The organism is Campylobacter concisus (assembly GCF_003048595.2).
Classification (GTDB): domain Bacteria; phylum Campylobacterota; class Campylobacteria; order Campylobacterales; family Campylobacteraceae; genus Campylobacter_A; species Campylobacter_A concisus_L.
The window spans coordinates 1291854-1304408 of the sequence record NZ_CP049270.1; the positions used below are offsets into that span (position 1 = coordinate 1291854).

A 12555-nucleotide genomic window follows, 5' to 3' on the forward strand; every position below is an offset into this window, starting at 1 on the left:
CTTACGCTTTACTTATGCTAACGCCAACATTTGTAACCATAGTCGCAGCCACTGGACCCTCAGCTGGATCAAGAAGCACGCTTGTGTTAAGTCCCACGTGATCTATGCTCTTAAGGCCTGGTGTGATGTGTCCAAAGCCGTGATAGATAAAGAGCGTATCTTCTCTAATGCCCTCAGTCACCATAAGCTTGCCCTTTTGCTCGCCAAATTTATTTTTAACCAAAACCATGTCACCGTCACGTAAATTTTGCTTTTTAGCTGTTTTTGGATTTATCCAGATAGGGCTATCGCTCATGAGGTCATTTAAAAATGGCACTGCTTGGGTGTGGCCGTTAGTATGGACAGGCGTTTTACCACAAGTTAAGCAAAGCTCGTGTCCGTCAAATGTATCCATATCTTTATCATTTAGCGCGCCATATCCTGCAAACTGCGCCTCGACATCAGGCAAAAATAGCTCTATCTTGCCGCTTTTTGTTTTAAGCTTAGCCATATCATCCATTAGACCATTTTCACCTACAAATTTAGAAGCAACTGGATATTTAGCAACAAATTTCTCGATCATGCCTTTTTCTCTAAACAAAATTCCCGGCTCATCCCACGTAATAAAGCCATCTTTTTCAAGCGCAGCAAGTAAATTTACATCTCCACCAGCTTGCTGCATCCTAAACTCACGTATGTCATTCCAAGTGTAAAGCTCATCTATCTTCATGCGGCGTGCTAGCTCTCTAAAGATAAACGCCCCATCTTTTGTGTCGCCAACTGGATCAATAACTTTATTTCTTATCATATAAGCTGGCTTTAGACCTGACTTATCCTCTATGCCCTCGTCGCGCTCTAGGTAGCTGCTCTCAGGCAAGATGACATCAGCAAATGTCGCCATATCGTTTAGATAGACATCACTTACTACGATAAAATCAAGCTTCTTCATCGCCTCTATGCTCTTCATCGTCTCAGCAACGTTTATTAGGTGATTAAATCGGATGTTAAACCAGCCTTTTATGGCGTAAGGCTTTTCGTTTAAGATAGCGTCATTTATATCCATCAAAACGCCATGTTTTCTGCTTACAAATTTATGCCTACCAGTCTCGCCAGCGAAGTCTAGTCTAGTGACTTTTGGTACTTTAAATTTCTCATCTGGATTTTTAAGAACTGGAAATTTATCCTCGCCAACTAGCTTGTTAAAGGTTTTTGCATTTTTGCCACCAAAAAGACCGCCTTTAACCTCCCAGTTACCCATCATCGCATTTGCCACCATGATGGCTTTTGTTCTCATGTATTCGGCTTTTGTGGTGGTTGTCTTATGCCCAAAATCAAAAATAACTCTTGGAGCAGCTTTATAAATTTCATCAGCGATACGTCTAACATCACTTGCTTTTATGCCAGTGATCGCTTCTTGCCATTCAGGCGTTTTGCCCTCTACGCTTTTAACGATCTCATCAAAGCCAATTGTAAATTTTTCTATAAATTCTTTATCGTAAGTGCCATTTTGTATCCATGTATTTATGATAGCTAGCACAAAAGCTAGATCGGTACCAGGTCTAACTGGCAGCCACTCATCAGCCTTCGAAGCCACCACGCTAAATCTTGGCTCAAGCACAAGCAGCTTTGTATCTTTTTTAGCCGCAAATTTAGCAAGTTTTTTAGCATCAGCTATGACGATGCCTTCAAAGAGGTTGTGACCAAAATTTACAATATATTTTGCATTTGCAAAGTCTCTTTTTAGCTTAGCTATGCCATACATCTGCTCGCAGACCATTTGATAGGTGATCGGACAGCACGAAAAGTGTGAAAAACAGTTTGGCGAGCCGTAAGCTGAGGCAAAATTTACCATCAGCTTATGCGTTTGCGAGCTTTTACAGGTAAATACAAAGCTTTCTGGGCCATACTTTTGCTTTATCTCAAGCATTTTTGAAGCAACTAGATCAAGTGCTTCGTCCCAGCTGGCCTCGCGCCACTTATTTTCGCCTCTCTCACCAACCCTGATCAAAGGCTTTTTGACTCTATTTTCGTCATAAAGCTGGCTAAAACCAGAGCCACCTCTTGCACAAAGCGAAGTTGCCGTACCACCAGCTTTTGGATTACCGCTTAAGAAGCAAATTTTATTATAAACGACCTTTGCTTCAATAGGGCATCTTGAAGAGCACATCTCGCAAAAGCTGCGGACGTACTTCTCATCTTGCTTTGCAGCATTTTCCAAAGCACCACCCGGTAAGGACGATGCAACCATACTAACTCCAGCACCGAATTTTAAAAATTCTCGTCTATTTAAGCTCATCTTTCTCCCTTTAAAAGATATTTGCCTTTAGTTATTTAAAGTTGAAAATAAAATTAAATTTTACTTAATATTTATATTTAGATTTTTAGTTTTAAAAAATGAGCATTCTAATATCAAAATGAATAAAATTCTAAAAATGATAGATTTAATTAATATAATTTTTAACGCGATCTTATAAAAATTTTGAATATAAAATTTTGATTAAGGATTTTGAATAGAAATTAAAAATTTTAAAGAGATTTAAAAAGCCGAGAAAGATCTCGGCTTAAGTTTGATTTAAAATACTTATAAAAGTATCGGAGCTATCAAAAATCCAAGTGCGACAGAAAAAGCAATAGCTAAAACGCCTGGAATAAAAAAGGAGTGGTTGAATATATATTTACCTATCCTAGTTGTTCCAGTATCATCCATTTGAACGGCTCCAAGAAGTGTCGGATATGTTGGCAACACAAATAATGCTGAAACTGCAGCAAATGATGCAACTAAAATATATGCGTCACCGTTATTTGCAGCAGTTAAACCAAGTGCGGCTATAACTGTAGGAATAAGTGCCTTTGCGGTAGCAGCTTGAGAATAAAGAAGCATACTAGCAAAAAATAGCGCAACAGCTAGCATAAACGGATAGTCTTTAACAAAATCACCTGCAAAATTTTTGATCGCATCGGTGTGATTTACCACAAAAGTATCTCCAAGCCACGCTACACCTAGCACGCAGACGCACGCGGTCATACCACTTTTAAATGTAGCTGTATTAAATAACTTATCGACTTTGACACCACAAGTTAGTGTGATTAAAGTAGCGATAACTAGCATAAAGCTCATAATAGCGTTATCTCTAGTTAACACCAACGTCTTTGTAGGCTTATCTGGATCTTCTACATATTTTACATTAGTGGTTGAGTCAGTTTTGACTTTTATATCTTTTGCGACTAGTTCATTAAATTTATCTGGACTTTTGGTCTCATAAATTTTTTCATAGCCTGTTACATAGCTTGGTTTTATCCAGCCTACGTTTTTACTAATAGCAGTAGCATATAAAACGACAGAAATAACGCCAACTAAGAATATTAAAACAGATAATTTAGCTCCTTTTGGAAGCTCTTTTTTCTCTTCGATTTTAACATCTTTGATTAGCCCTTCTTTAAGTCTTCTTTGATACTCTTTATCGCTACTTAGATCAAGATTATAAAATATATTTATAACAAGAGCTGTTAGCATACAACCAATAAAAGTTGTAGGTATCCAGATAGCTAATAGTAATGGATAGCTAATGCCAAGTCCGCCCAAAGCATGCTCACCAGCCATAAATACAACCGCTGCTGAAACCGGGCTTGCAGTAATAGCTATCTGACTAGCAACAACAGCTATACTAAGAGGCGCACTAGGCTTAATGTTTTGTGTCTTTGCAACTTCGGTAATAACTGGAATCATAGAAAATGCTGTGTGTCCAGTACCAGCAAATACAGTTAGCAAGTAAGTGACAACTGGAGCTAAGAAATTTATGTATTTTGGATGTTTTCTTAGTATCCCTTCAGCTATTTGCACCAAATAATCAAGGCCACCAGCTACTTGCATCGCTGTAATAGCAGCTATAACGGACATAATGATTAAAATAACATCCCAAGGTATACTACCTGCTTTTAATCCAAGTCCTAAAGTTAAAACTACGACGCCAATACCACCAGCATAACCAATAGCCATACCGCCTAGTCTAACACCCAAGAATATCGCACCAAAAAGCACGATCAACTGTAATATCAATGAAATATCCATTGAAAACTCCTCTATTAAATTTTATAACTAAAATTTTTACTTAAGCGTGTCAGAATTTTGACACGCTTTTAATAATATTTTGCTTAAATTTCTACCTAACCATGCTTGGATTTAGCATATTTTTTGGCTCTAAAATTTTATCGATCTCTTCTTTGCTTAGATAGCCTCTCTCTAGGCAGATATCGCCAACTGCTTTACCAGTTTGAAGGGCTTCTTTAGCAATGCTTGCAGATTTTTCATAGCCAATGTATGGGTTAAATGCAGTTACGATACCAACTGAGCCTAGAACTGATTTTAAGCAAGCTTCAGGATTTGCTGTTAGTTTTCTTACAGCTTTTTCAGCTAGTGTTTTCATCGCGTTTTCAAGGATAAATATAGAGTTAAATAACGCATAAGCAATGCCTGGCTCAAATGCATTTAGCTCAAATTCGCCTCTTTCTGAGCAAAGCATGATAGTTACGTCGTTACCGATTACCTCGTAGCATGCTTCGCCTACAACCTCAGCGATAACTGGGTTTACTTTGCCTGGCATGATTGAGCTGCCTGGTTGCATTTGTGGTAAATTTATCTCGCCAAGGCCGCATCTTGGACCTGAGTTCATTAAGCGAAGGTCGTTTGCGATTTTTGAAAGTCTAACAGCTGCAGTTTTTAACGCACCACTTACGTGAACGAAGTCTGCTGTATCTTGTGTGGCTGCAATGAAATCATCAGCTTTTTTGAAATCAACACCAGTGATATCTTTTAACTTTTTAACAACTACATTTTTATAATCAGGATGGCAGTTGATACCTGTACCAATCGCAGTTGCACCCATATTTAGATATGTCATTGACTCACGTGCAGCTGTGATCTTTTCGATATCACTTTTAATGTAGCTTGCAAATGCATTAAATGTATTTCCAAGTGTTGTAGGAACTGCGTCCTCAAGCTCAGTTCTGCCCATTTTAATGATATCTTTAAAATCTTTTGCTTTTTTATCAAGCTCATCTTTTAGTAAATTCATAGCAGCAAGCAAATCAGTAAGTTTTGCGTAAGTTGCTACTTTTATTGAGCTTGGATAAGTGTCATTTGTGCTTTGTCCAAGGTTTGTATGATCGTTTGGATGGATGTATTGATACTCACCTTTTTTATGACCCATGCTCTCAAGTGCGATATTTGTAATAACCTCATTTGCATTCATGTTTGTACTTGTTCCAGCACCACCTTGAACCATATCAACCACAAATTGATCTAAAAACTCACCAGCTATTACTCTATCAGCGGCTTTTGCTAAAGTATCAGCGATCTTAGGATCTAAAACGCCAACCTCTTTATTTGCAAGTGCAGCTGCTTTTTTGATTTGTGCAAATGCTTTTACAAAGTATGGATACTCTTTTAGTGTTCTACCGCTCATGTGAAAATTTTCGGTAGCTCTAAATGTTTGGATACCATAATAAAAATCGTCAGAGATTTCCAACTCACCTATAAAATCGTGTTCTTTTCTGGTTGCCATAACCATTCTCCTTATAAAAAATGTATTAATGAAATTATATAGATATTTAGTACTTTAAATATTAATTACTACTTATTTTTTTTAAGCTTTGACTTTTAGCCTAGATAAAACGACCTTTGGAGAAAAATTTATAGTATCTTTTAAGCCATATTTAATAATATAGCTTAGACAAATTGTTATTTTAATAATAATATCACTTTTTTATTATATAAAAAAGCTCATAATTAGCTCAAATTTATTTAAATTTTTTTAAGCTTAAAAGGTAAATATATAGAAAAAAATAACATAAAAATAAATATTAAATTACACTTTTTTTATATCCAAAAAAATATAAAAAAATAAAGTTAAATTTTATTTCTAATATTACTTAAGAAAGTAAAAACTAAGTAAATATCACCATATTCCAAAGTAAATTTATTATATTTTTAAATAGAGCCCTTAAACTAAGCATCATAAAAATATTATTTAATAAATTTTATTTTACTAATCTTACTAATACTTTAGAAATTTCTTATTAATTTTCTTTCTTATTTATAAAGTCTTTTTATTGGATTTTGATAATTTTTATAAGCCATTTTTAATTTATATAATTAGATTAATATTTGTAAGAATTTGTAGTAAATATAAATTTTAATCTTGCCCCTACAATCAGGAGCAAGGAATAACAAATTTTAGCTCTCAAGCCCCAAATTTGCTCTATACTCTTCATATGTGCCTTTAAAATCAACCACTTCGCCATTGCCTTTTAGGTGTAAAATTCTATTTGCAAAGGCGTCTATTAGCTCCCTGTCGTGGCTCACACAGATAACTGAGCCATTAAAATTATAAAATGCCTCGCCAAGCGCGATGATAGCTTCAAGATCGAGGTGGTTATTTGGCTCATCCATGACAAGTAAATTTGGTCTGTGAAGCATGAGCTGAGCTAGTCTTACTCGGTGTTTTTCGCCACCACTTAGCGCGCCAACTGCCTTTTCTTGCTCGGCACCGCTAAAGAGCATCCTGCCAAGGCACTTTCTGATCTCGTCTATGTCCTTGTTTTTGGCATCTTGCAAGTATTCATAAAGCTTTAGCTCGCCATCTATCTTATTTACCGTATCTTGCGCAAAATATCCTAGCTCGATGGTCGCGCCTATATGTACCTCGCCCGCATCAGGCTTTAGCTCACCCATTATGATCTTGCAAAGCGTACTTTTACCAACACCGTTATGACCGATGATAGCTAGCTTGTCGCCCTTTTCAAGCTTAAAGTTAAAGTTTTCAAATATCACTTTATCATCAAATTTCTTACTTACATTTTTAAGCTCTATTAGCTCGTTTCCTATCTCGCGGTTTGCACGAAAAAGTATGCTAGGATCGCGTCTACTTGATACTGCGATCTCTGCGATATCTAATTTTTCAAGCTGTTTTGCACGAGAGGTCGCCTGCTTTGCCTTGCTCGCATTTGCTGAAAATCTCGCGATAAATTTCTCCAGCTCCTCTTTCTCTTTTAGCTTCTTGTCACGCTCCATCTCATGCTGCTTTGCGATTAAATTTGCAGCCATATACCAGTCGTCATAGTTGCCTGAAAACTCGCGAATTTTCTTAAAATCCACATCCAAAATGTTTGTACAAACTCTATTTAAAAAGTGCCTGTCGTGGCTGATAACCACAAGTGTACCCTCATGGCGGTTTAGCTCGTTTTCTAGCCATGCGATCGCGTCTATATCAAGGTTGTTTGTCGGCTCGTCTAAAAACAAGATGTCAGGCTTTGGAAATAGCACCTGCGCTAGTAAAACCTTAACTTTATCTGAGTTTTCAACCTCGCTCATAAGCTTATCAAATTCATTTAGCCCAAGCGAGCTTAAAATTTTCTCTATCCTAGTCTCGTACTCGTAGCTTGGATCCTCTTCAGCGCTTATCATCTCAAGCTCGCTTAAGCGCTCGTTTATCTCATCTGTAAATTCCTCGCTCATATAGAGCTTCTCTTTCTCTTTTACAGCGTCATATAGGCGTTTGTTGCCATAAAGCACCGCGTCTTTTAGCGTGAAATTTTCAAACGCAAACTGATCTTGCCCAAGCACACCCACTTTTAATCCATTTTCTATGATGATCTCGCCGCTAGTTGGCTCAATAGCTCCGCTTAAAATTTTTAAAAATGTCGATTTGCCAGCGCCATTTGCACCGATTAGTCCGTATCTGTTGTGGCGATTTAGCTTTAAATTTACATCCTCAAATAGCAAACTACTTGCAAATCTTTGAGTAAGTCCCCTAACTTCTAACATTATTTTTCCTTAAATTTATTTTTTGCGATTTTGCCTAAAATTTGATTAAAAAGCCATTTCTGCTACTTTAGCCTAAAATGGCCTGTGATCTTGTAGTTATAAAGTATATTTTCTTCTTGTACGCCAGAGCCGATATTGTGGATAATAAGCGGTGTTTGACCTTCAAATTTATCTGAGATTACGCCGATCTGGAGCCTAGCATCATTTTGCCAAAAAGACAAAATTTGCTAGGCAAAAAGAGCTAAAAGCAGAAATTTCTTCATTTTCTACTTTAAAAGCATAGTTTTTAAGATACGTTTTCCTATCTCAACGCCTGGCTGATCGTAGGTGTTGATGCCTAGCATGATGCCAGTGGCCGAGGTAAGCAACTCGTAGTAGAAAATGAGCCAGCCAGCGTGAAACTCATCAAGCCTCTCAAGCGTGATAGTATCGACACTTATGCCCTCTTGCACTAGCGCCATAGCTGTCGCGTCGCATTGCAAATTTATAAGTTCATTTAGGCTTAGTCCTGCTACAAAATCGCACTCTTCAAGCCCTTTTAGGCTCAAATTTGGGATAGTCTTGTCGCTCGCGTGATCTTTTATCTTTATAAATGTCACGCTCTTATCTTTTACGCCGTCCATAATAAGCTGTAAAAAGCTGTGCTGATCACGGCTACCGACAAGTCCAACTGGAGTAAGGCCGACCCTTTTATAGTCTCTTTTTTTGCCAAGACTCTCCGCCCAAAGCTGCACGTACCAGTCGTTAAATTCAAAAAATCTATCGCAGTAGCTAAATATAACATTTATGCTGGCATTTCTGCTAGTAGCGTAGTGGTAAGCTTTAGCGACTATGGAGCTATCTTTTTGCTCGATGTATTGCTTCTTACAAGCAAGCGCACCCTCCAAAAGTGCCTTTATATCGTAGCCACAGATTCCAAGAGGCACAAGGCCGATCGCACTTAGCACGCTAAATCTCCCACCCACGTTTTTTGGGATATTAAAAAATTTGATACCATTTTCTTTAGCGAAATTTTCTAAATTTGTCCCAAGGTCAGTTATGATGAGGAAATTTTTGCCTAAATTTTGAGGTTTAAAGTCATCAAGCAAACACTTAAAAATAGTGATCGTCTCGATCGTGTTGCCTGATTTTGAGCTTATTACAAAAAGCGTCTCGTCAAAATTTATCCCATCAAGCGTGCTTTTGTATCTACAAGGATCGACGTTATCTAAAAATAAAAGCTCTCTTTTTATCCCCTTTGTGCCATCAAGCATCGATTTTAGCGCTTTTACGCCAAGACTGCTACCTCCAATGCCAACTAACACGACATTTTTGATATGAGCTAGTCCCTTTTTATACTCCTCAATCTCGCCAAATAAATTTTGGCCAAGAGCTGGCAGGTGGTAGTAGCCTATCTCGCCACTTTCATACTCATCGTTTATACGTTTGGCGTAGGAGTCAATGACATCGCTGCTTGCAAAGTTAAATTTAAATGAAGTCTCGATCATTTATTTCGCTCGTAAAAGAAATTTGTAGCCTCTACAAAGCCATCTATACTACCACAGTCAAACCTCTTGCCCTTAAATTTATAAGCTAGTACCATACCATCTTTTGCCTGTGCTTTTAATGCATCCGTGATCTGAATTTCACCGTTTTTACCTGGCTTTGTTTGCTCTAAAATGTTAAAAATATCTGGTGTTAAGATATAGCGGCCGATTATCGCTAAATTTGTCGGAGCCTCGGCAGGATCAGGCTTTTCAACCATGTCATCGACTATTATGAGATCATCTTCTATAAACCTGCCGCTTACGACGCCATAAGACTTGGTCTGCTCTTTTGGCACTTCCATCACAGCAACAACGCTGCAGCGATACTTTTCATAAATTTTAACCATCTGTGAAAGCACACCCTCGCCGTTTTCATTTATGCATAGATCATCTGCCAAAATGACCCCAAAAGCCTCGTCTCGAACTAGCGTTTTGCCCGTATAAATGGCGTGTCCAAGCCCTCTCATCTCATTTTGTCTAGTAAAAGAAAATGTGCATGAGTTCATTAAATTTCTTATCTCACTAAGTAGCGACTCTTTTGAGCTACCAGCGATCTCTTTTTCCAGCTCGTAGCTGATATCAAAATAGTCCTCAAGCGCCCTTTTCCCGCGTCCTGTGACAAAGGCCATATTATCCATACCAGCCTCAAGCGCCTCATCAACGCCGTAGTGAATGAGCGGTTTTGTAAGGATTGGTAACATCTCTTTTGGGAGTGATTTTGTAGCTGGCAAAAACCTCGTTCCGTATCCAGCTGCTGGAAATAGGCAAGTTTGTATCATTTTAGTCCTTCGTGAAAAATTGCAAAATTCTACTATCTTTTCCTTAATAATATAAATTTGTCTGAATTTACAAGGCTTTAATTAGCAAATTGATAAGATTTTTAAAATTTAAAGAAAAGAGCAAATTTGCAGACGATTGATAGGATTTTTAAAGCTCAACTCGACATAAAAAAATCAAATTTTTTAGCATTTTTATGCCCAATAAGCTCTTTTAAAAACTTGCATGAGAGTCTAAAAGAAGAGCATTTTAAGGCTGTTCACGTAGTTTGGGCGACAAGGGAGCTAAACAAATACGGCCAAATTGTTGAAAATCAAAGCGACGATGGCGAGCCAAAGGGCACCAGCGGCCAGCCAAGCCTAAATGCGCTAAGGGGCGCCCAGCTCATAAACGTTGGTGTCTTAATTGTCAGGTATTTTGGCGGGATAAAGCTTGGCACTGGAGGGCTTGTAAGAGCCTACTCTGGGGCTGTAAATGAGGTGATAAATGAAGCGATAAAAGATGGTGGTGTGATGAAATTTGAGATAAAAGATGAGATCAAATTTTTTACGCCGTTTTCGCTGATGAGCCGCTTTGAGCACTATTTTGCCACTAAAAATTTAAGCGAATTTGAAAGAGAATTTAATGACCTTGGAGCGATATGGAGCGTAAATTTAAACGAGGCTGAATTTGCTGAGCTATTTAAATTTTGCAAAGAATTTGAAGCAAGCGAGTTTAAATTTTTAGCCCTTGCGCTTAGTAATAAGAGCTTATTCGCTCATCAAAGCTAAATCATTGTAAAATCGCAAAAATTTTAAAAAGAAAGTAAAAATGGAAATTTGGAACGACATTTATAACCACTTTAACCCAGTAGCCTTTAGTATCTTTGGCTTTAGCGTGCACTGGTATGGGCTTATGTATATTTTAGCCCTTGTTTTGGCGCTTGCCATGGCAAAATATCTCGTTAAAAAAGATAAAATCCCAATCTCAAATCAGCTCTTGGATAATTACTTTTTTTGGGTTGAAATAGGCGTTATTTTAGGCGCTAGGCTTGGCTGGGTTTTAGTATATTCAGGCGAAGTAAGCTACTACTTGGCGCAACCTTGGCAAATTTTTAATCCATTTCATAACGGCGAGTTTATAGGAATTCGTGGCATGAGCTACCACGGAGCAGTAGTTGGCTTTCTGCTTGCGACATATCTATTTTGCAAAAGGTATAAACAAAATTTATGGCAGTTACTTGACCTTTGTGCCGTTTGCATACCTTTTGGCTATACATTTGGTAGGATCGGAAATTTCTTAAATCAAGAGCTTTTTGGGCGAGTTACAGATGTGCCTTGGGCGATAAATGTTTTTGGCCAACCAAGGCATCCTAGCCAACTTTATGAGGCATTCTTAGAAGGTTTAGTTATTTTTATTATTTTATTTTTATATAGAAAATTTAAGAAATTTAATGGCGAGCTGATCGCACTTTATGCTATTTTATACACTTTTGCAAGATTCATTTGCGAGTTTTTTAGAGAGCCTGATTCAGGGCTTGGATTTATTATTTTTAATCTTTCAATGGGTCAAATATTATCACTTATCATGTGTGGTTTTGGAATTTTTGTTTATGCTATGCTTTATAAAAAATTTTCAAAGCTCTAATATAAGTGTTTAAAAAATATTAAAGTAAAAATCTGATAGCATTAGCTTTATCAATTAATACTAATATTTAAATTAGTATTAAGAAATGATAATTTATTTCAAATTTCTTAGGAGGGCTCATGACCGGGCTTATAGAAGGTTTTTTGGGAAAACGGTCGGACGACAAAAAAAGTCGCACTCCAGCCGCTTGGGATAGATGGCAAAGTATTACAGGGTTTATTTTGGCCTGTTTTATATTGTGCCATATGGTTTTTACTTCTACTATACTACTTGGTAAAGACGCATTTAACGCTGTCGTAGGGTTTGCGGAAGCTAAATTTTTATTTGGAGAAGCTACTTGGTGGATTACTAACGTTATTGCCGCGGTAATATTTGCCATTTTTATCGCTCATGCATTTTTAGCTATGAGAAAATTTCCAGCAAACTACAGACAATATCTAATGTTTAGAGGCCACAAAGACCGCATGAAACACCTTGATACTACGCTTTGGTGGTTTCAGTTTTTAACCGGTTTTGCTCTATTTTTCGCAGCCAGCGCACACTTAGTGGATATAGTCTTTGGTGGACATATTACTGCCGACAAATCAGCGGCTGCATTTCATCAACTAGAAATTTTCTACTTCGCACTACTTGTTTTTATGGTCGTTCACGCTAGTATCGGTATGTACCGCTTGTATGTCAAATGGATAAGCATTGATGGTGCAAATAAGCACGAAATGTTTGCCAAAAGAAATAAGGCAAAAACAATTGTATTTGCCGTTTATGGCATACTTGCTATAATTGCGCTAATCGCCGATTTCGTGTGGATCAGCCATTAAAAAGGAG

At 37.5% G+C, this 12555-nt stretch carries 10 protein-coding genes; 3 read left to right on the forward strand and 7 right to left on the reverse strand.

What is annotated here, in order from left to right; genetic code table 11:
- Position 1 precedes the first annotated feature (1 nt).
- The 7 genes from phsA to galU form a co-directional block, all read right to left on the reverse strand.
- On the reverse strand, positions 2-2275 hold the full coding sequence (gene phsA, locus CVT15_RS06605) for a thiosulfate reductase PhsA (RefSeq protein ID WP_107898320.1): 2274 nt from the start codon (positions 2273-2275) through the stop codon (positions 2-4).
- 285 nt (positions 2276-2560) lie between these two features.
- Positions 2561-4048, reverse strand: coding sequence for an anaerobic C4-dicarboxylate transporter (locus tag CVT15_RS06610; RefSeq protein ID WP_087586338.1), 1488 nt, complete (start codon positions 4046-4048; stop codon positions 2561-2563).
- Positions 4049-4139: 91 nt separating this feature from the next.
- On the reverse strand, positions 4140-5540 hold the full coding sequence (locus CVT15_RS06615; RefSeq protein WP_072595163.1) for an aspartate ammonia-lyase: 1401 nt from the start codon (positions 5538-5540) through the stop codon (positions 4140-4142).
- 671 nt (positions 5541-6211) lie between these two features.
- A complete protein-coding gene (gene abc-f, locus CVT15_RS06620) occupies positions 6212-7801 on the reverse strand; it encodes a ribosomal protection-like ABC-F family protein (protein WP_103577513.1) in 1590 nt (529 codons plus the stop codon).
- Positions 7802-7863: 62 nt separating this feature from the next.
- The gene (locus CVT15_RS06625) at positions 7864-8022 is read right to left on the reverse strand and encodes a DUF1287 domain-containing protein (protein ID WP_230853909.1); all 159 of its coding nucleotides are present in this window, start codon (positions 8020-8022) and stop codon (positions 7864-7866) included.
- A gap of 45 nt (positions 8023-8067) precedes the next feature.
- Complete coding sequence (locus CVT15_RS06630) at positions 8068-9288, reverse strand: glucose-6-phosphate isomerase (RefSeq protein ID WP_107898162.1); 1221 nt, start codon at positions 9286-9288, stop codon at positions 8068-8070.
- Positions 9285-10106: a UTP--glucose-1-phosphate uridylyltransferase GalU gene (gene galU, locus CVT15_RS06635; RefSeq protein WP_103577511.1), complete on the reverse strand. Its 822-nt coding sequence runs from the start codon at positions 10104-10106 to the stop codon at positions 9285-9287. The genes CVT15_RS06630 and galU overlap by 4 nt, the downstream gene beginning before the upstream one ends.
- A gap of 126 nt (positions 10107-10232) precedes the next feature.
- Here galU and CVT15_RS06640 point away from each other — a divergent pair, with 126 nt between their 5' ends.
- The 3 genes from CVT15_RS06640 to CVT15_RS06650 all read left to right on the forward strand — a co-directional run bounded on the left by CVT15_RS06640 (position 10233) and on the right by CVT15_RS06650 (position 12548).
- On the forward strand, positions 10233-10874 hold the full coding sequence (locus CVT15_RS06640; RefSeq protein ID WP_103577510.1) for an IMPACT family protein: 642 nt from the start codon (positions 10233-10235) through the stop codon (positions 10872-10874).
- 40 nt (positions 10875-10914) lie between these two features.
- Positions 10915-11730 (forward strand): prolipoprotein diacylglyceryl transferase, encoded by an 816-nt coding sequence (gene lgt / locus CVT15_RS06645; protein WP_103577509.1) that lies wholly within the window; start codon positions 10915-10917, stop codon positions 11728-11730.
- 119 nt (positions 11731-11849) lie between these two features.
- Positions 11850-12548, forward strand: coding sequence for a fumarate reductase cytochrome b subunit (locus CVT15_RS06650; RefSeq protein WP_021091688.1), 699 nt, complete (start codon positions 11850-11852; stop codon positions 12546-12548).
- Positions 12549-12555 lie beyond the last annotated feature (7 nt).